This is a genomic window from Streptomyces sp. DSM 42067, assembly GCF_055792885.1.
This window is the reverse complement of the sequence record NZ_CM147706.1, coordinates 3902103-3921948: the sequence shown is the minus strand read 5'-3', so window position 1 is coordinate 3921948 and position 19846 is coordinate 3902103. Positions and strand designations below refer to the sequence as shown.

Below are 19846 nucleotides of genomic sequence, written 5' to 3'. Positions count from 1 at the left end.
AGAGGACACGAGAGGGGCCCCGCCGATCTGATCGGCGGGGCCCATCGGCGTACGAAGACGGCGCTCAGTCGCCCGACACCGTCACCTTCTCGTCGTTCTTCAGCTCGTTCACCAGCGTCTTGACCTTCGTGGTGTCCCACTGGAGGTTGCCGTTCGCGGCGTTGCCGGAGAGCGGGATGTTCATGGACGTGCCGTCTCCGCCGGTGATGCCCTTCATCGCCCAGAACATGGACGCCAGGTCGAACAGGCTCATGTCCTTGTCGACGACCAGCGTGTCCAGGCCGGCCCCCATCGTCGGATACAGCTTGAAGGGGTTGAGGACCGTCGACGGGGTCGCCGCCTGGCTGGCGAGTGCCGCGAGGAACTTCTGCTGGTTCTTCGTACGGTCGAGGTCGCTGCCCGCGAACGCGTACCGGGTGCGGACGAAGGCCAGGGCCTGCTCGCCGTTGAGGGTCTGCTTGCCCGCCTGGAAGTCGGCGCCGGAGTTCTTGTCCTTGAACGCCTTGGGGATGTCCATCTCGACGCCGCCCACCGCGTCGACGATCTTGGCGAAGCCGGCGAAGCCGATCTCCGCGTAGTGGTCGATGTGCAGGCCGGTGTTGTACTCGACGGTGCGGACCAGCAGCTCGGGGCCGTCCTCCGCGTACGCGGCGTTCAGCTTCACCTGGCGGCCCGTGCCCGGGAAGGTCTTGCCCGACTCGGAGCCCACGAACGTGGGGATCACGACGTTCGAGTCGCGGGGGAGCGAGATCATCGTGTTCCCGTTGTCGCCGACGTGCAGGATCATCATCGAGTCCGTGCGCTTGCCCTCGGCGGAGCCGGTGTGGAGCTTCTTCTTCTCCTCGGCGGTCATGCCCTCGCGGCTGTCGGAGCCGACGATCAGGTAGTTCGTGCCCTCGCCCTCCGCGGGCCGTTCGATGACCTTGGAGAGGTCCACCTCGCGCTTGAGCTTCGAGTCGGCCCAGAAGTACGTGCCGATCGACACCGCGAGCAGGACCACGACGAGGGTGAGCGAGCCGACCTTTATTCGCCGCCGCCAGTTCGGCGCGGGGCGTGCCGTGCCGTAGTAGTCGTACCCGTCGTCGTCGCCGCCCCGGCGGCCGCCGCCCGAGCCGTAGACCTGGCCGGTGTTGTAGCCGCTGTCGTAGGCGTCGCCGGGGCCCTGGGCGTATCCGTCCTGATAGCGCTCGCCGTTTCCGTACGAGGGCTGCGGCGGGACTCCGCCGCGCGGCGGAGCCGACGGGCGGGGACGGGGCACCTGGCCGCGCTGCACATGACGCATCACGCGGGCGCCCTCGGGGTCTGCGCTCGCGCTGCCGCGTCCGTAACGGTCGCCGCCGTTGTCACGGGTGTCGCCGGTCCATCCGCCTGGCCAATCGCTCATGCGGCCCAGTGTGCCGTCTCCGGCTGTGTGTCCCACAAGGTCACGTGGAAAATCACACCAGGGCTGTTGCAGAGCTGACACATATACGCCCGGCATAAGGTGGACGCCATGACAGACCAGGCCCACGGCGCGGAACCCAGCATTCCGGGCGCTATACCGGGCAAGCCGACGTCGGCGTCCCGCACCACACTGAGCCACATCATGACCCACAACGACACCAACCTCCTCGGCACGGTGCACGGTGGTGTGATCATGAAGCTGGTGGACGACGCCGCCGGCGCCGTCGCCGGACGGCACTCGGGCGGGCCCGCGGTCACCGCGTCGATGGACGAGATGGCGTTCCTGGAGCCGGTCCGCGTGGGCGATCTGGTGCATGTGAAGGCGCAGGTCAACTGGACCGGGCGGACCTCGATGGAGGTCGGCGTCCGGGTCCTGGCCGAGCGCTGGAACGAGTCGGCCCCCGCCCAGCAGGTCGGCTCCGCCTATCTCGTCTTCGCCGCCGTCGACTCCGACGGCAAGCCCCGCGTCGTACCGCCGGTGATTCCCGAGACCGAGCGGGACAAGCGGCGCTACCAGGAGGCACAGATCCGGCGCACACACCGGCTGGCGCGCCGCCGCGCCATCAAGGAGCTGCGCGACCAGCGTGCGGCCGACGGCTTCGAGGACTGAGTCCCGAGGGCCACAGTCTGGTCAGGCCGACAGTGTGCTCAAGGGCACACGACCTGGTCGCCCGTGACCGCGGAGAACTTGTCCGCCCGGACCTCCTTCTCCGCCCGCACCGGCCTGACCTGCTTGAAGTCCGTGCCCGCGATCACCTTCAGCAGCGCGCCCTGGCCCTTGACGGGGCGCAGCTCGCTGCCGGGCAGCGCCGTCGCGAGGGTCTTCGCCGAGCGGTCCCAGCGCGGGTCGTACGTGACGACCGTGCGCGTCAGGGTCCGCTTCCTGTCCGCGTTCACCGGCGCCTTCGTCGTCAGGAAGCCATTGGCGCGCAGGGCGCTGTCGACGCGGCGGCCCAGGCCGGGCGTGCGCGTGCCGTTCTCGACCTGCACCCGGATCTGTTGCGGTGCGACGTCGACGAGCGTCGCCCGCGGTCGCGCGCGGGGCACGGTCAGCGGCTTGTCGTCGCGCAGCGCCTGGAAGATCCTCTCGGACTTGCCCGTGTCCCACTTCAGGGTCGAGCCGACGCCCTTGAGCTGCTCGCTCCCGCCCACCGGCACCGTCGTGAACTCCGACGACTTCGGTGAGAAGCGCCGCATCGCATGCCCCAGGGCGAGCATCTCGTCGGCACCGAAGCCCTTGTCCGCACGCACGGAGCCGAGCACGGCCCGCGTGGCGTCGCGGAACTTCACCGGGTTCAGCAGGATGTCCGACGACGTGGCCTTGGCGATCACCGCGGCCAGGAAGCGCTGCTGGCGCTGCATACGGCTCAGGTCGGAGCCCGCGTCGATGTACCGGGAGCGCACGTACCGCAGGGCCTCGCCACCGTCCAGCGTGTGGGTGCCCGGAGAGAGATCGAGCCCTGTGTGCGAGTCCCTGAGCGGTTTCGTCGTACAGATCTGCACACCGCCGATCGCGTCCACGGTCTTCATGAAGCTGGTGAAGTCGACCTCGAGATAGTGGTCGATCTTGAGGTGCGTCATGTGCTCCACGGTGCGGACGGTGAGCTGCGGACCACCCTCCGCGTACGCCGCGTTGATCTTGACCGGGTGGGAGTGGTGTTTCTCCCCGGTGGTCTCGTCGAAGTGCGCGGGCATCTCGGCGTACGAGTCGCGCGGGAGGCTCACGATGCTGGCGCGCTTCCGGTCCTGGGAGATGTGCACGATCATGATCGTGTCCGTGCAGTGGCAGGGGGCGCCGCCCAGCCGGTACTTCGCCTTGTCCTCCCAGGAGAGCTTGTCGCGGTCGTCCGTGCCGACCAGCAGAACGTTCATGCCGTGGCCGGCGGCTGGTCTGTTCTTCATGTCCTTGAAGGGGTCGACCCGCTCGATCACCCCCTTGTCCACGCTGGTCACCAGCGCATGCCCGATTCCGGCCGAGGCCAGGACCACCACCGAGAGCGTCGTCACCGCCCGCATGGCCCACTGCGGCCGCCGCCTGCGCCCCGCCGCCTGAGGAGGCTCGGGTGCCGGTGCGGGCCGCCTGCTCCGCGACGGCTGCGGGCGGCGCTGCGGACGGGCGGGCGAGCTGGGCGGCGTGGGCACGAGGGGGTACCTCCGCAGTACGGTCGGGAGACCGAGACGGGCCGGGGAATCCCGAGCACGGTACGGCGATACGAAATGCGGCCTGCGGTAATGACCCGGACGGCGCGCGTCCCTGTCCCCCGTTCGCGGTAACGTGACCCTCCGAAACGCTGCACATCCCGGGGCTCCGACGTCGGCGGCTGCCGCCGTCGGCCCGTGAGACCCGGCCGGTACCCCCAACGTGACGCAGGAAGACATGACCCACCCTCCCGCCGTATCCGTGATCATGCCCGTCCTCAACGAGGAGCGGCATCTGCGCGGAGCCGTCCACGCCATCCTCGCGCAGGAGTACGAGGGCGAGATGGAGGTGGTCATCGCGCTGGGCCCGTCCACGGACCGTACCGACGAGATCGCCGCCGAGCTGGTGCGCGAGGACCCCCGGGTGCACACCGTGCCGAACCCCACGGGCCGCACCCCCGCCGCGCTGAACGCGGCGATCAAGGCGTCCCGGCACCCGATCGTGGTGCGCGTCGACGGCCACGGGATCCTCTCGCCGAACTACATCGCGACCGCCGTCCGCCTCCTGGAGGAGACCGGCGCGCAGAACGTCGGCGGCATCATGCACGCCGAGGGCGAGAACGACTGGGAGCATGCGGTCGCGGCCGCCATGACCTCGAAGATCGGCGTCGGCAACGCGGCCTTCCACACGGGCGGCGAGGCGGGCCCCGCCGAGACCGTGTACCTGGGGGTCTTCCGCCGCGCGGCCCTGGAGCAGCAGGGCGGCTACAACGAGGAGTTCATCCGCGCCCAGGACTGGGAGCTGAACTTCCGTATCCGCGAGGCGGGCGGCCTCATCTGGTTCTCGCCGGAGCTGAAGGTCTCGTACCGCCCGAGGCCGTCGGTGAAGGCCCTCGCCAAGCAGTACAAGGATTACGGCCGCTGGCGCCATGTCGTCGCGCGCTACCACCAGGGCTCGATCAACCTGCGCTACCTCGCTCCGCCGACCGCCGTGTGCGCCATCGCCGCGGGCATCGTGGTGGGCGCCGCGCTCACGCCGTGGGGGTTCGTGATACCCGGCGGCTATCTCGCCGCCATCGCGGCCGGGTCCGTGCCCGCGGGCAAGGGCCTGTCGCTGAAGGCGCGGCTGCAGATCCCCGTCGCCCTCGCCACGATGCACATGTCGTGGGGCTGGGGCTTTCTGACCAGCCCGCGGGCGCTGGCGAGGAAGGTCATCGCGTCGCGGAGGCCGGCGGTCGTCACCCAGGCCTGATCCCGGCCGCCCGGCGGTCGTCGGTGAGGCCTGATCCCGGCCGCCAGGCGGCCCTCGGTACGCGCCGAGGACCGCCGGAGCCGGGCCCCGTCCACTACCAGGTGAAGGCCGGGTTCACGCGCATACACGCCTTGTCGTTCGCGCCGTTGAGGAGCTTGGCCGACTTCGGGGTCTTGTCGTCCTCCGCCTTGGCCTCGTACGCGGTGCCCTCACGCCAGTCGGCGCCCACCACCAGCGTGACGCCGGAGACCTGGGTCGACTTCTCCACCGAACTCAGCGGAACACCGAGGGACTTGGCGACCGCCTGCGCGTCGCCCTCCAGCTCGGCGCTCGGGTAGCGCACGATCGTCTTGTCCTCGGTCAGCGCCACCGACGCGTCGGCCGCCGCCTTGGTGAAGCCCTTGCCGACCAGGAGTTGCGCCACCGCGTTCGCGCGCCCGCCGACCGGAGCCAGCGTGGCGGTGCGGGTGCCGTTCTGGACCTGCACGCCGATCTCGTCGTCCGCGGCGGCCGGGTCCTTCGAGGTCTCCTCCGCGGTGGACTTCTTCTTGTCCTTGCCGTCGAGGGCGATGTCCTCGCGCACCAGGCGGAACAGCTTCTCGGCGTCGCCGGGTTTCGGCTCCACGCGGCTGCCCACGTACTGGAACGGCATCGTGGTCATGGTGATCCGCTTCGGCGACACCTCCTTCAACTGGTTGCCGAGGGCGAGGAGCTTCCCGACGGTGCCCAGGCCCTCGTCGACGGTGAGCGCGTCGGTGGCGGTCTCGGCGAGTCTCCGCAGCTGGGTGGGGTTGCTCAGCGTCGCGTTCGCGCGCAGCTGGCGAACCAGCGAGTTCATGTACTGGTGCTGGGCCTTGGCGCGGGCGATGTCGCTGCCGTCCTCGAAGCCGTAGCGGGTACGCAGCCACTGCAGGGCCTGCTTGCCCTTGATCGGGGTGGTGCCCTTCTCCAACTTCAGCCCGGAGCCATGGCCCTGTCTGTCCCTCGAGGAGATATTGGCGGTCACACAGACCGGGACGCCGCCGACCGCGTCCGCCATCGACACCACACCGGCGAAGTCCACCATCATGAAGTGATCGATGTGAATGTCGGTCAGCTGCTCCCAGGTGGCGACCGTGCAGCCGGGCCCGCCGCGGCCGAGTGACTGGTTCGTCATCAGGCGCCCCGTGCTTGCTGGAAACACCCGGCCGGTGTCCGGGTCGGTGCACTCGGGAATCTGCAGCAGGGTGTCGCGCGGCATGCTGACCACCGACATGTTGCTGCGGTCGGCAGAGAGGTGCAGCAGCATCTGGACGTCCGCGAGAGGGGCGGCGCCGAAGGTCTCTTTGGCGCCACCGAGTTTCTGGTTCTCTTTGGTGTCCCGGGCGTCCGAGCCGATGAGCAGGATGTTCAGCGGGGTCTGGCCCGCGGCGTTCGCCTTCGCCTTGGCGGGCCTGTTCTTCTCGTCGCCGAGGCTGAGCTTGTCCTTCTTGATTTTGCTGTTCAGGTGCTCGTAGTACAGATAGCCGGCACCGGCGGTGCCGAGTATCAGTACCGACAGAACCGTGGCGAACCAGCGGAGTATCCGGCGTCTGCGGCGCGGTGGCCGGGGACCGCCCGCGCGTCGCCTGCCCCCACCGCCGCGCCGGCCGCGCTCCCGCGGCTCGGACTCCTCGTCCCCCCTGCCCTGGCCTTCGTAAAGGGTCTCGTCCCAGCCGAGTGCCTCGGCATCACGGACGCGTGGTCGCGATCTCTCCCCGCGTACGCTGCTCTCCCTCATGTGCTGTCCCTCCCCCTGTGCCTTGTGCAGCGGCCGCCCTGTCAGACGCAGGACGGCCGCTGTCGGTCACTTGGCACACACTGTTTTGTCCGCCTGGACGTTCTGGACCCCGTCCGTCGCCTTCGACGGGTCGGTGGTCGTCACGCCGGCACCCTTGTAGTCCTTGCCGAGTATCAGCTTCATCGCCGGCAGGCCCTGCGCGGTTTCCTCGCTCTCGCCCGGCTTGAGCTGGGATGCGGTCAGCCCCATGATGTCGGCGAGCTTGCGCGCCTGATCAGCCTGGTCGGGCGCGTACTCGAGCGTCGTCGTCTTCTGGGTCGTGTCCGCGTTGCCGAGCTGGCTGGACTTGAGCACGCCCTCTTCGTTCTGCAGCCAGGTGAGGGTTTCCTGGGCGGAACCGGCGGGGGCGCCGCCGTTGTAGATGTTGACCCGTACCTCGGAGGCGTCGGCGCGGGAGCCCTTGAGACGGGCCGCCACCTTCTCCTTCTCCTTCTTCTTCACCTCGGTGAGCGAGATGTCTTCCTTCATGAAGGCGAAGAGGGTCTTGGCCTTCGACTCGTTGAGCAACACGGTCGCGCCGTCGGTGTTGTCGACGACCGGTGTCGTGGCGAAGGTGAGGTTCTTGGTGTTGACCTTGCCGATCTCCTGGCCCAGGCCGGCCAGCTTCTTGATGTCCGCGATCTTCGAGTCGACCGTCAGTGCCTTGGTGGCCGCCTCCGCCAGATCGACCATCTTCGACGGGCTGGTGAGCGTGTCGTTCGACTTGAGCTTGCGCATCAGCGAGCTGAGGAACTGCTGCTGCAGCTCGATCCGGCTCAGGTCACCGCCGAATCCGACGGAATGGCGCGTGCGGACGAAGGCGAGAGCCTGGTCACCCTTGATGGTGTGCTTGCCCTGGGAGAGCTTCAGGTGCGACTTCGGGTCGTCTATGTCCTTGGCGAGACAGACCTCCACGCCGCCGACCGCGGTCGACAGCGTCTTCACCGCGTTGAAGTCGGCCACCATGAAGTGGTCGGGCACCAGGCCGGTGATCTCGGTCACCGTGCGCATCGTGCAGCTCGGTGTGCGGCCTGACTGGCCGAGGCTTTCGTTGAAGCGAGTCTGGGAGGTACCCGGAATGGTCTTCTTGGTGCCGTCCTTCTGCGTGGTCGGGCAGTCCGGGATGTCCACGATCATGTCGCGCGGAATACTCAACGCGGTGGCGTTCGTCCGGTCCTTGGAGACATGGAGCAGGATCGTCGTGTCCGCGTGCCCCAGGCTGCCCGAGTCGCCGTAGCCCTCGTTGCCCTTGCCGGTGCGTTTGTCGGTGCCGATCAGCAGGATGTTGATCGCCCGGTCCTTGGAGAAGCCGCCGGTGCCGGCGCCGTCGTCGGGGACGGCGCTGATGTTGTTGTTGAGGTGCCGGTAGTAGAGGTACCCGGCCGTCGAACCCCCGATGAGGACGAAGGCCATGATGCCTCCGGTCCACATCAGTGCCTTCTTCGCCTTCGACTTCTTCGGCCGGCCCTTGCGGCGGCTCGGGGGCGGCTCGGGCATGCGTCGCCTACGAGGGCCGGGCACCTCGGGGGCGGGAGCCGCCGGAGTGCCCCGGACCGGAGCGGTGTGCCCTCGCGGAGCGGTAGCGGCGCCCATGGGCGAGCGGACCTGGGCACCCGGGCCGCCGCGGGATCTGCGCGGGCCCGGGACGGTCGACTGCCCTGCGGAGGGGCTCAGTCGCAGTTCGTAGTCACCGGTGGTGGGGTTGAGTACCCACTGGTCTGCGGGGTCGATGTCGTCCGCCCGCCAACGGCCTTGCGCGTCCACGGTTTCTTGAGTCCTCCGTCGGGGCCACGCGGCGCCTTTCCCCCTCAAAAGGCGCTCGGTCAGTCGGTGAAACAGTGCGCGACCTCGTGGCCTGATGCACCGGATCGCTCACACTATCCGTCCACTTCAGCGTCCAGCGACGGCGGTGACAAATTCCACGTCCCTACAACCGGGCAATCCGGTGCAATTCATTGAAGACATTTTCACGTGGTTGGCGAGCGCTTTACTCGCAGCCGTCGTCGGCTGCCGTGTTTCCGCGAAATGTGGAGGGCGGGTTCGAAGGGTCGCCGGCCTCTTCGTCGCCTTTGTCCGTGTCCGACTGGGGCGCTACGGCCACCGGTGCGTCCGTCCGCAGCTGGGCGAAGAGGTGTTCTGCGGCTGGTTCCACCAGTTGATCCCGGTTTGCGTTGTTCGCGTAGGGCGCCCGGGGAACCGTAAGGAACTGCACGCGTTCCGTGGGGATATCGCGCATGCCGCGCACCAAGTCGTAGAGACCGCGCAGGTTGCCCAGACCCGGATCCGTGGTGAGCGACGAGGTCGCCGCGTCCAGCACCGGATAGAGCTTCACCGGGTTGAGCAGTACGTCGTCGCTCCGCAGTTTGTTGACCACGGCGCCGAGAAACCGCTGTTGGCGGTCCATGCGCTCGGTGTCGCTGCCGTCGCCGAGGCTCTTGCGGGCGCGTACGAAACCAAGGGCCGCTTCGCCGCTCAGCCGGTGCCGGCCCGCGGGCAGTTTCACATGGGCGTCCGGGTCGTCGATCGGCTCCGCGAGACAGACGTCCACGCCGCCCAGCGCATCGACCATCTTCGTGAAGCCGCCGAAGTCCACGACCATGTGGTGGTCGATGCGTATGTCCGTGAGCTTCTCGACCGTCCGTATCGTGCACGCCGAACCGCCCGCCTCAAAGGCGTGGTTGAACATGGCGAACACCGGCTCGGTGCTGGTGCCGTCCGGCTTGTGGCAGCTGGGCACGTCGACCATCAGGTCGCGGGGTATGGACACGGCGGTCGCGCTCTGCCGGTCGGCCGCGAGGTGCAGCAGGATCGTGGTGTCGGAGCGCGCGGTGCCCGAGTCCCGGCCGTACTTGGCGTTGCCCGCGCCCGCCCGGGTGTCGGAGCCGATCAGAAGGATGTTCTGCGCGCCCTGCGCCGACGGCGTCGGGCGCTCCCTCTCGTACCGCTTGAGCTCCTCGGCCGCCTGCATGTCCTTGGTGATGTTGCCGTCGAGCTTCTCGTAGACCGCCCATCCGGTGCCGCCGGCGGCGAGCACGAAGACGGCCGTGCCCCAGGCCGTACGCCGCAGCCACCGCTTCCGCCGCTGACGCGTCCGGCCTCCGGCGGCGGAGGCGCCCGCGCCCGGGCCCGGCGTGGGACGCCGGCCGACGGCGGAGGCACCCGCGCCGGGGCCCAGGGTGGACCGCCTGCCGACGGCTGGCCCGGGAGTCCTGCCCTCCGGTTGATCAGTCCCGGAAGGCGTGCCGGCGGTGTCGGTCACGACTTCCTCCACCCCTCGTGGCGTCCCCTGGCGTAGGTGGTGCTCCTACGACCATGGCCCGGGACGGCCGCGGGGGCCCGTGGACCCGGGGCTCGGCTGGGCTGAATGGGTTAGTTACGGGGCCCGTCCGGATTCTGAGGACGAGCGAAATCAGCCCGTCTGGGGGCACCTCCTGGGGGCACCCTCGGCGTTGGCTGGGGGAGTTGGCTGGGGGAGTTTGAGGACGAGCCCGGAGGGCGATTTCCGGGGGTGCGCGGAGCCTGGGGCCGGCCGCCCAGCGGGACGGCGCCGTGCCACGCTGCTGCGTCAGTAGCGTGGCGCGGTGCCGCGATGGCGGCGTCAGCGCGCCGTCGCTGTGACCCGCTCGCTCTCGATCCGCTTCGCAAGACCGTCCGCGGGGAGCCGCTCCACGTGCCGGCACAGGACCACGGAGCCCCCGGTCGCCAGCGGCGCGTACAGCCCGGCGCTCAGCCCCTCCCAGGTGTCGTACGGCAGTGTGGACAGCAGACGCGATCCGGGTCCCGTCAGCCCGAGACCCGCCGCATCGGTGAGAGCACGTTCGACCACCTCGGCGCCCGACAACTCCGCCCCGGCGACGATCAACGCGGGGTCCTCCGGGTCCACCGGTGCGTACGGCGCGAAGCGGTCGCCCTGGCTCGGCACCTCGACCGCGTAATCCATGAATCCTTCGGGCGTCTGCGGGAACCGGCCGCCGAGCGGCCGCAGCGCCAGTGCGACGCGTTCGCCGGAGCAGGCGCGCGCCGCGTCGAGCGAGTCGGGACCGCTGACGACGAGATCGGCGGCCGCAGGGTCGCCGCCGACATCCGCGAGGACGCCCACCGACGAACAGGCCAGCAGCCACACCGCCGTCTGCCAGTGCGCGGGCAGCAGCAGTGCGAGCCGGTCGCCGGGCTCCGCGGCAAGGTCGCCCTGCAGCAGATTGGCAGTCTTGGCCACCCAATTGGCGAAGGTGGCCACGGACAATTCGACGCGCTCGCCGGTGGCATCGTCGTAGAAGGTCACCAAGGGGCGCGCCGGGTCCGCGGCGAGCGCGGATCGCAGCAGGTCGGCAGGGGTGCGATCGGTGGCGTTCACGCCGCAAGGTTACGCGTCCCGGGGGCGAAGTCGTGCGCCCGGCCGGGGGATCGGCGGTCCCGCGGTGTCCCCGTTTCAGCCGACGGGCCGTCAACTTTCCATAGACAGACATATCCCGCTATGTACAACATCACCTGTATGCGTGGATTTCTTGCCTCCTCCATCGGCGTCACATGCGCGACAGCTCTCGCCCTCCCACTCGCCGTCCCCTCCTTCGGCGCCCAGGCCGCCACGGTCGCCCCGCCGGGGTCCGATGCCGTGTCTCCCGTTCACTGGCAGGTGCCGGACGATCCGACCCATCAGAAGGTCGGACCTCGGCCCGGATTGACACCCGGTGTGGCTGCGGACCAACTCCGCGGGACAGGCGTCGCCCCGGCGCCGTTCGGTCTCACGGCGGCCCATCCCGCTGTGCCTCTGCCCGGCCCCGGCCCCGCGGCTGCCGTCCCGGGCGGCCGGGGACTGGTCGACTCCACCCTCCGCGGTCGAAAAGGGGTTGGCTCGGCGGCTTCCGGCCAGGCGGCTTCCGGCTCGGCGGCTTCCGGCCGGACGGTGGGTGGTGACCTGGCAGCCCGTTCCCCTTCCATCGGCCTGGAAGCTCCGTCCGCCTCCGAGAGGTCGGTCCCGGGCAGCACCCAGTCACTGCAGCTCGCACCCGTGCCCTCCGCCTCCACCCGTTCCTTCGGTCCTCGTGCACGTTCCATGGGTTTCGCCGCCCGTTCGCCGGGTTCCGGGGCCGTTGCACAGGGACTGGCGGAGCGTCAGGTGCGGCGCTTCTCGCTGGTGGGCCTCGTCTGGGACAACCCGGACATCGAACTGCACGGCCGGGTCCAGGTACGCACCCGGGCCACCGGCACCACCACCTGGTCCGCATGGCAGGACCTGGACACCCACAACTTCGAGCACGCCGCCGACGCCGGGAGCGCGGAACGCGCCACGGGGCGCGTCCGTGGGTCCACAGCACCCCTGTGGGTCGGCGATTCGGACGGGGTGGAGGCCCGCGTGAGCCCGGAGCCCGAGGCCGACGGGCATGACGCCGGGCACGGCACAGCGCTTCCCGAGGGCCTGCGTCTCGAACTCGTCGACCCCGGCGACGAGTCGTCTTCCCGGCAAGCTCCCGCGGACGAACCGCAGGCTGCACCCGCGACGGATGAGCACCCTCCGCTGGGCGCGCTCACCGACGAGCATCCACCGCTGGACGCACCCGCCGACGAGCACGCTCCGGAGGGCACACTCACCGACGAGCTGCCCGCTGAGGATGCTGTCGACCCGCTCGGCGCACCAAGTGCACCCCGTGCAACCAGCGCAACCAGCCCGCGCAGTGCGGCCGCCGCGCCGGGCTCACGTGGTGCACTGAGCGCACGCGGCTCATCCGCCGCCCCGGCGGGCGCGAAGCCGTACATCGGCCCCCGCCCGCGCATCATCACGCGCAAGGGCTGGCGTGCGGACGAGAAGCTCCGCGAGCGCAAGTTCCTCTATACGAAGACCGTGCAGGCGGCGTTCGTGCACCACACCGCCACGGGCAACAACTACCGCTGCTCACAAGCCCCTTCAGTCATCCGCAGTATTTATCGCTACCACGTCAAGAGCAATCACTGGCGTGACATCGGCTACAACTTCGTCGTCGACAAGTGCGGAAACATCTACGAGGGCCGCGCCGGAGGTGTGGAGAAGCCCGTCATGGGCGCACACACGCTCGGTTTCAACACCAACAGCATGGGCATCGCCGTCCTCGGGACCTTCACCAAGTCCAAGCCGTCCGCCGCGGCCGTCAGGGCCGTGGCCAGGCTGACCGCATGGAAGCTCGGACTTTTCGGTGCCAATCCGTGGGGCTCGACGATCCTCACGTCAGGGGGCAGCAACAAGTACAAGAAGGGGAGGAAGGTAAGACTCCGTGTGATTTCGGGGCATCGGGACGGCTTCCTCACCGAATGCCCGGGTGCCGCCCTCTACCGGCAACTCAACGGGCTCCGGGTCGCCTCGGCCCGCTACCAGGGCCGCTGACCTCGGAACACCCATCACTGGGATACCGCGGATCCGAACAGAACAGCTGCACGGTACGACCGCACGGTCTGCATACACTGGCCGGCCGAAAGACTTATCGGCCGGCCCGAGCAGGAAGCAGAGACGACAGGTGACTGAAGCGATCCTCCTGGTCGGCGGCAAGGGCACACGGCTGCGTCCGCTCACGGTCAACACGCCGAAGCCGATGGTTCCGGCGGCGGGCGTTCCGTTCCTCACCCACCAACTGGCCCGGGCAAGAGCCGCGGGCATCGAACACATCGTCCTGGCGACCTCGTATCTCGCCGAGGTCTTCGAGCCGTACTTCGGCGACGGCTCCCGGCTCGGTCTGCATCTCGAGTACGTCACCGAACGCGAGCCGCTGGGCACGGGCGGGGCCATCCGCAACGTCGCGTCGCGTCTCCGCTCCGGCCCGGACGATCCCGTACTGATCTTCAACGGCGACATCCTGACCGGTCTGGACATCCCCGCCCTGGTCTCGGTGCACGAGTCGTCGGGCGCGGACGTCTCCCTGCACCTCACGCGGGTCGAGGACCCGCGGGCGTACGGCCTCGTCCCCACCGACGGCACCGGGCGTGTGACGGCCTTCCTCGAGAAGCCGCAGACGCCCGAGGAGATCGTCACCGACCAGATCAACGCGGGCGCGTACGTGTTCCGCCGCTCGGTCATCGACACGATCCCGGCGGGCCGCCCCGTCTCGGTGGAACGCGAGACGTTCCCCGGCCTGCTGTCCTCCGGGGCGCATCTCCAGGGCATGGTCGACTCGACGTACTGGCTGGACCTCGGCACACCCCAGGCCTTCGTACGCGGCTCCGCCGACCTCGTCCTCGGCCGAGTCCCCTCGCCGGCCGTACCGGGCCGCTGCGGCGACCGACTGGTGCTGTCATCGGCGCAGGTGGCGCCCGACGCGAAGCTGACCGGCGGCACCGTGATCGGCGAGAACGCCCGGATCGGCGAGGGCGCCCGGATCTCCGGCAGCACGATCCTCGCCGGCGCCGTCGTCGAACCGGGCGCGGTCATCACGGACTCCCTCATCGGCGCAGGAGCCCGCATCGGCGCCCGCACGATCCTCTCGGACGCCGTAGTGGGCGACGGCGCAAGAATCGGCGCCGACAACGAACTGAGGGAGGGTGTAAGAGTCTGGTGCGACGCGGAACTCCCACCCGCGACGGTGCGCTTCTCGTCGGACCAGTGAACCCGGCCTACCAACGGTCGGCCGCGCTTGTGGGCAGGCGTTCCGCAGGGCGATGGGGGTGCCCCCTGCTCGAGCGAAGCCGAGAGCTTGGGGGAGGGTGGGCACAAACGCCCAAGGACCCGCACCCGAAAACGTACCGGCACGCCCGGGGGCTCCGGGGCGAAAGCCCCGGTTTTCGGGAAGGGGCGGGCCGGGGGAGAAAACACCGCATACCCTCAGAGGGCACACGACAACCCCAAGGACCCCGCCCGTGGCAGGCCGCTTCGCCCCCCGCCCCACCGTCACCCGCACAACCGTGCGAGGCGGCGACACCGCCATGCCCACGAGCCCCCCGGCCGCAGGACGGGATCCCTGGGGCCAGGGGCCCGAGGGACAGAGGCCCGCAGACGGCCGCCCCCCAGCGCTCCCACACCAGCGCCCCGCCCCTCAAACCCGCCGCTGGACCCCACCCGGCCCGCTGAACTTGGCCCTCGTACTGGGCCCCCTCCGCCGAGGCCCCGGCGACCCCATCTTCAAACCCACCGCGGACGGCTCCTTCTGGCGCACCAGCCGCACCCCGCAGGGCCCGGGAACACTCCGGGTCACCCTGCACCCGGACACCGCCGAGGCCGAAGGGGAGGCGTGGGGCCCGGGCGCGGAATGGCTGCTCGACCAACTCCCCCGCCTGCTGGGCGAGTTGGACGACCCGTCGGCCTTCACACCCCGCCACCGCCTCCTCGCCCTCACCGAGCGCCGACGCCCGGGGCTGCTCCTCACCCGTACCGGCCTGGTCATGGAGTCCCTGATCCCGTCGATCCTGGAGCAGAAGGTCACGACGGACGAGGCGTACCGCGCGTGGCGGCTCCTGGTGCGCAGATTCGGCGAGCCGGCTCCGGGCCCGGCCCCGGACCGCATGTACGTGATGCCGGATCCACGCACCTGGTCGCTGATCCCCTCGTGGGAGTGGCACCGCGCGGGCGTCGACAACAAGCGCGCCTCGACCATCCTGCGCGCGGTCCGCGTCGCCCGGCGGCTGGAGGAGGCGGCGGCCATGGAACCCGCGAAGGCCCAGGCCCGCCTGGAACTGATCCCCGGAATCGGCCCCTGGACGTCCGCCGAGACCGTGCAGCGAAGCAACGGCGCCCCGGACGCGATCACCGTCGGCGACCTGCATCTCCCCGGCATCGTCGGCTACGCCCTCGCAGGCGACCGGAACGCCGACGACGCGAGGATGCTCGAACTGCTCGAGCCGTACGCCGAACAGGGCCAGCGCCACCGCGCGGCCCGCCTGATCCTGCTCAGCGGCCACGCCCCGCCCCGCCGCACACCCCGTATGCCACGCGGCGACATCGCGGCGCTGTGACCGAACGGGACACACGCAACGCGTGACGCTCTGACCGCCAAGGCGCACGCAACGCGCGACGCACCGGCCTGACGCACACACGCGCCGCAGGACGCGGCTTACGCCGCGCCGCGCCCCAGAACGCAGCTAACCCACCCCGACGAACGGACCCCTACCGCACCTCGATGAAAGCCCCCGCCTCCCGCACGGGCCGCTCCTTCGGCGCTTCGGCCGCGTGCCCCACGGCCACCGCTCCCATCGGATCCCAGTCCTCCGGCAGCTCCAGGACCTCTCGTACGACATCGCGGCAGAACATCGTCGACGACACCCAGGCGGAGCCGAGCCGCTCTCCGGCCAGCGCGATCAGGAAGTTCTGCACGCCCGCGCCGGCCGCGACGACGAACATCTCGCGCTCCGCACCGTCCCGGCGCGGATCGCCGTACGTGTGCGCGCCGTCGGCCACCAGGCAGGGCACCACCAGATAGGGCGCGTTACGCAGCACGTCTCCGCGCCGGACGCGCTTGGCGATGGACTCCTCGGACTTGCCGTCGCGCCGCAGATCCGCGATCCAGGCGTCCCGCATGGCGTCGAGCAGCCGCGTCCGCGACTCCGGCGACTCGAGCAGGACGAAGCGCCACGGCGTCGTGTGGTGCGGCGCCGGCGCGGTCACGGCGGCCGCGACCGCGCGCCGCACCGCACCCGGGTCCACCGGCTCGTCCGTGAAGGCGCGGACGGTACGCCGCTGGGTCACCGCCTCGCGCACGGCCTCCGACGTGCCGAGCCGGAACATGTCGTCGCGGGCGGCACGGACCATCACCCGGGCGCCCTCGGCCTCCTCCGCCACGACGTGGGGCAGGCCCCGGACCACCGCGACGGGCAGTCCTTCGGCCTTGCCCTTCACCAGATCCCCCGCGGCGGCCAGCTCGTCGGCGGTGGCGACGACGGTGGCGCTGAGCGGATTGCCGTACGCGTCGGTCCCGCCGCGCAGGTCGTCGAGCACGCGCACGCCCGCGGCGCCGATGGCGACATCCGTCAGACCGTTGCGCCAGGGCCGCCCGAAGGTGTCGGTGACCAGCACGCCCACGTCGACGCCGAGGGTGTCGCGCAGCCCGTCACGGATGGTCCGTGCCGACGCGTCGGGGTCCTCGGGCAGCAGCAGCACGGTCCCGGCGGGTGTGTTGGACGCGTCGACCCCGGCCGCGGCCATCACCAGACCCTGCCTGTTCTCGACGATACGAAGGGTCCCGCGGCGCGCCACGACACGTACCGTCTCGGCGTCGATGGCCGACTCGCGCGAGTCGGCGGCGACGATGCGGCCCTCCGCCTTGGAGGCGATCTTCGAGGTGACGAGGACGACGTCGCCGTCCGCCAGGCCGGGCTCCGCGGTCGCGATGAGCTTGGCCAGATCGTCCCCCTCCCGCACCTCGGGAATCCCGGGCACGGCCCACACCCGAAAGCCCGCCGCACCGGCCCCCTCGGACGTCATCCGTGTGACCCCCTCGGACGTCATCCGCGTGACCCCCTCCGACGTCATCCGCGGACCTCTTCCGCCAGCGTGAGCGCCTCGCGGGCCATCTGTGCGGCGGCGTCGATGTCCGTCATCATCAGCGGAACCGCGCGGCAGCGAATGCCGGCGGCCTCGACGCGCTCCACGGAACCCGCGTCGACGGTGTCCACGAGCCAGCCGTCCAGCAGCCCTGAGCCGTAGTGCTCGGCGACCGCGGCGGCGGTGGACTCCACGCCCACCGCGGCCAGCACCTTGTCGGCCATGCCGCGCACGGGCGCGTCCCCCACGATCGGGGAGAGGCCCACGACCGGAACGCCCGCGTCGGCGATCGCCTCGCGGATCCCCGGCACGGCCAGGATCGTGCCGATGCTCACGACCGGGTTGGACGGCGGGAAGAGCACGACGTCCGCCTCGGCGATGGCCTCGAGCACGCCGGGCGCGGGCTTGGCCTGCTCGGCACCGACCGGTACGACCGCCTCGGCGGGCACCGACGCACGCAGCCGCACCCAGTACTCCTGGAAGTGGATGGCCTTGCGCTCGCCGGAGCCCGCGGCGGAGCCGCTGTCGGGCAACGTGACGGCGACGTGCGTCTCGACGCGGTCGTCGGACATGGGCAGGAGCCGCACACCCGGCTTCCACCGGTCGCACAGCGCCTCGGTGACGGCGCTGAGCGGGTATCCGGCGCTCAGCATCTGCGTCCGCACGATGTGCGTCGCGAAGTCGCGGTCGCCGAGGCCGAACCACTCGGGCCCGACGCCGTACGCCGCGAGTTCCTCCTTGAGGTGGAACGTCTCGTCCGTACGCCCCCAGCCCTGCTCCTCGTTGATGCCGCCGCCGAGCGTGTACATGACCGTGTCGAGGTCCGGGCAGACCTTGAGGCCGAAAAGATGGATGTCGTCCGCGGTGTTGCCGATGACGGTGATGTCGGCGTCCGGGACGGCCTGCTTGAGACCGCGGAGGAACCGGGCACCACCGATGCCGCCTGCCAGAACCACAATGCGCATGCCGTAAGTCTTGCAGGCGGGTACGACAGCCCGTGAGCCGGTTGCGGGGCCTTGCCCACCACGAGCGGTGAATGAGCTCTCGCGGGCCGTCAGGCCGTGACGGCGTCCTCCGCGTGCCGCGAGGCGCACCGAGCCGCGTGCATCGGCATCTCGGTCAGGCCCGGGTAGTAGATGTGCAGGCTGACGGCGGGCTCGAGGGAGTCGTTGACGACCTCGTGGACGTACCCGGGCGCGAAGACCCTCTGCGTGCCCGCACCCAACGCGCGCGTGCCGCGATCGGTGCGCTCGGTCAACTGCCCGTCCAGCACGGTCAGTACGCCCGACGAAGGCCCGTGGTCGTGCATCCCGCTGCCCTGTCCGGGCACCCAGGAGAGCAGCCACACCTCGTATCCGGGCCCGGTGCGCAGCCGGTGGTACCAGCGGGAGGTCGCGTCGTACTGGACGAGGTGCTCCCACTGGGCGCGGTCGGCGGCGATGGAGCGGGCGAGACCGGCGAACTCGGCGACGGTGACGGGGTGTTGACGGGCGGGCTGGAGGAGGTGGGGGACCTCGAGGATGTCGCCGGCGATCTGGAGGTCGCTGTCGCTGTTCATGGATGCGGTGGTTCCTCGGCGGAAGAGTGCTGGATGTCGTGGGGGCCGCCCGTGATCACCGACGGCAGAGCCGACGCGGCCGGGCGGGTGGGTGCCCCTGGGAGGGCGGGAGGGGACAGCCGGAGCGCGGTGTGGCTCAACAGCTGGGACAGCAACAGCAACAGCACGTGCGGGCAGCACCGAGGAACCCGCCGGGGCGGGTCACGGAAAGCGCCAAGTTCACGAGCATGCCCACCAGGACAGCGGTTCATGCGTCCGCTGTCAACCTGATGCCCGGTATGTGGGACATGTTTCACCTCATCCGGTTGCTCTGCATGGCGAAAGGTTTGTGCATGTGGCGCCGGGGACAGGTGCCGCATAGGTCGGTGCAGCAAACGCCGTTGCGATCCTGTGATCCGAATGTGATCCGTTTCGCTTCGGTGCGTCTGACTGAACCGCATGAAAGTTCGGAGCGTCCTTCTCTGCAGGGATCACAAAGTCCGCATGGGTCACTGGCAAGTGTCATGGTTTATGCCGATTTGAACACTTTCTGTACGGGCTTGGTTCCGCAGAGTGAATAAGGGGCTCAATAGCAGATCTCGGCTTGACTCGCCCGGAGCTGCACACTTGTAATTTCACTCGTGTCGTTCAGCCGGTATCGGTAACGGCAGCATCACGGGGACGCAAAGACAGACGAGGGGCGCACATGACCGAGCTGTTCCAGCAACTGCTGGTCGAGGACGCGGACGAGGAGCTCGGCTGGCAGGAGCGCGCGCTGTGCGCCCAGACCGACCCCGAATCCTTCTTTCCCGAGAAGGGCGGCTCCACCCGCGAGGCCAAGAAGGTCTGCCTCGCGTGTGAGGTCCGCTCCGAGTGCCTCGAGTACGCGCTGGCCAACGACGAACGGTTCGGTATCTGGGGCGGCCTCTCCGAGCGCGAACGCCGCCGGCTCAAGAAGGCAGCCGTCTGAAGCGGTCTTGCAAAGGCCGTCGTCTGGATAGTGGCCACGGTCGGACGGTGGAGACGGCCGGACAGTGGCCGCGGTCGGACGGTGGAGACGGCCGGACAGTGGCCGCGGTCGGACGGTGGCGGCGGCCGGACAGTGGTCACGGTCGGAATGTGGCCGCCGTCCGAAGGTGGCGGCCGCCTGAACGCACGGCGAACAGAGCGCCATCGGCACGCGCGCGTAGACGGACACAACCGATCGAACAGCGCAGATGCCACCGACGAAACCGCACACAT

General features: G+C 70.0%; 15 protein-coding genes. 6 read left to right on the top strand and 9 right to left on the bottom strand.

Features of this window, described 5'->3' with window-relative positions; translation table 11 throughout:
* Nucleotides 1-64: 64 nt before the first annotated feature.
* Complete coding sequence (locus tag ACSMXV_RS18005; RefSeq protein WP_473178593.1) at nucleotides 65-1384, bottom strand: LCP family protein; 1320 nt, start codon at nucleotides 1382-1384, stop codon at nucleotides 65-67.
* 108 nt (nucleotides 1385-1492) lie between these two features.
* On the opposite strand from ACSMXV_RS18005, the gene ACSMXV_RS18000 reads away from it, so the two are divergent.
* Nucleotides 1493-2053 carry an acyl-CoA thioesterase gene (locus ACSMXV_RS18000; protein ID WP_181662590.1) on the top strand — a complete coding sequence of 187 codons (561 nt, stop codon included), beginning with the start codon at nucleotides 1493-1495 and terminating at the stop codon, nucleotides 2051-2053.
* Nucleotides 2054-2091: 38 nt separating this feature from the next.
* On the opposite strand, the gene ACSMXV_RS17995 is transcribed toward ACSMXV_RS18000, so the two are convergent.
* Nucleotides 2092-3585, bottom strand: coding sequence for an LCP family protein (locus ACSMXV_RS17995; protein ID WP_473178592.1), 1494 nt, complete (start codon nucleotides 3583-3585; stop codon nucleotides 2092-2094).
* A 235-nt stretch (nucleotides 3586-3820) separates the two neighbouring features.
* Between ACSMXV_RS17995 and ACSMXV_RS17990 the strand changes: the two genes are divergently transcribed.
* On the top strand, nucleotides 3821-4834 hold the full coding sequence (locus ACSMXV_RS17990; protein WP_181867847.1) for a glycosyltransferase family 2 protein: 1014 nt from the start codon (nucleotides 3821-3823) through the stop codon (nucleotides 4832-4834).
* Nucleotides 4835-4928: 94 nt separating this feature from the next.
* On the opposite strand, the gene ACSMXV_RS17985 is transcribed toward ACSMXV_RS17990, so the two are convergent.
* The 4 genes from ACSMXV_RS17985 to ACSMXV_RS17970 all read right to left on the bottom strand — a co-directional run bounded on the left by ACSMXV_RS17985 (nucleotide 4929) and on the right by ACSMXV_RS17970 (nucleotide 10986).
* Nucleotides 4929-6593 carry an LCP family protein gene (locus ACSMXV_RS17985; protein ID WP_473178591.1) on the bottom strand — a complete coding sequence of 555 codons (1665 nt, stop codon included), beginning with the start codon at nucleotides 6591-6593 and terminating at the stop codon, nucleotides 4929-4931.
* Nucleotides 6594-6659: 66 nt separating this feature from the next.
* Nucleotides 6660-8396, bottom strand: a complete 1737-nt coding sequence (locus ACSMXV_RS17980; protein WP_473178590.1) for an LCP family protein — start codon at nucleotides 8394-8396, stop codon at nucleotides 6660-6662.
* Nucleotides 8397-8619: 223 nt separating this feature from the next.
* Nucleotides 8620-9807, bottom strand: coding sequence for an LCP family protein (locus ACSMXV_RS17975; RefSeq protein WP_473178980.1), 1188 nt, complete (start codon nucleotides 9805-9807; stop codon nucleotides 8620-8622).
* A 423-nt stretch (nucleotides 9808-10230) separates the two neighbouring features.
* Nucleotides 10231-10986, bottom strand: a complete 756-nt coding sequence (locus tag ACSMXV_RS17970) for a TIGR03089 family protein (RefSeq protein WP_181662585.1) — start codon at nucleotides 10984-10986, stop codon at nucleotides 10231-10233.
* Nucleotides 10987-11445: 459 nt separating this feature from the next.
* Between ACSMXV_RS17970 and ACSMXV_RS17965 the strand changes: the two genes are divergently transcribed.
* The 3 genes from ACSMXV_RS17965 (at nucleotide 11446) to ACSMXV_RS17955 (ending at nucleotide 15542) form a co-directional block, all read left to right on the top strand.
* Nucleotides 11446-12987 (top strand): peptidoglycan recognition protein family protein, encoded by a 1542-nt coding sequence (locus ACSMXV_RS17965; protein ID WP_473178979.1) that lies wholly within the window; start codon nucleotides 11446-11448, stop codon nucleotides 12985-12987.
* A gap of 130 nt (nucleotides 12988-13117) precedes the next feature.
* Nucleotides 13118-14200, top strand: coding sequence for a mannose-1-phosphate guanylyltransferase (gene manB / locus ACSMXV_RS17960; protein WP_473178589.1), 1083 nt, complete (start codon nucleotides 13118-13120; stop codon nucleotides 14198-14200).
* Nucleotides 14201-14450: 250 nt separating this feature from the next.
* Nucleotides 14451-15542, top strand: coding sequence for a DNA-3-methyladenine glycosylase family protein (locus ACSMXV_RS17955; RefSeq protein WP_473178588.1), 1092 nt, complete (start codon nucleotides 14451-14453; stop codon nucleotides 15540-15542).
* Nucleotides 15543-15693: 151 nt separating this feature from the next.
* Here ACSMXV_RS17955 and ACSMXV_RS17950 read toward each other — a convergent pair whose 3' ends face one another.
* The 3 genes from ACSMXV_RS17950 to ACSMXV_RS17940 form a co-directional block, all read right to left on the bottom strand.
* Nucleotides 15694-17007: a coenzyme F420-0:L-glutamate ligase gene (locus tag ACSMXV_RS17950; RefSeq protein WP_473178587.1), complete on the bottom strand. Its 1314-nt coding sequence runs from the start codon at nucleotides 17005-17007 to the stop codon at nucleotides 15694-15696.
* Nucleotides 17008-17051: 44 nt separating this feature from the next.
* Entirely contained in the window at nucleotides 17052-18032 is a 981-nt protein-coding gene (gene cofD / locus ACSMXV_RS17945; protein ID WP_473178586.1) for a 2-phospho-L-lactate transferase, read from the bottom strand.
* Between the two features lie 89 nt (nucleotides 18033-18121).
* Nucleotides 18122-18625, bottom strand: a complete 504-nt coding sequence (locus tag ACSMXV_RS17940; protein ID WP_473178585.1) for a cysteine dioxygenase — start codon at nucleotides 18623-18625, stop codon at nucleotides 18122-18124.
* A 685-nt stretch (nucleotides 18626-19310) separates the two neighbouring features.
* On the opposite strand from ACSMXV_RS17940, the gene ACSMXV_RS17935 reads away from it, so the two are divergent.
* Complete coding sequence (locus tag ACSMXV_RS17935; RefSeq protein WP_017945871.1) at nucleotides 19311-19574, top strand: WhiB family transcriptional regulator; 264 nt, start codon at nucleotides 19311-19313, stop codon at nucleotides 19572-19574.
* Nucleotides 19575-19846: the final 272 nt, after the last annotated feature.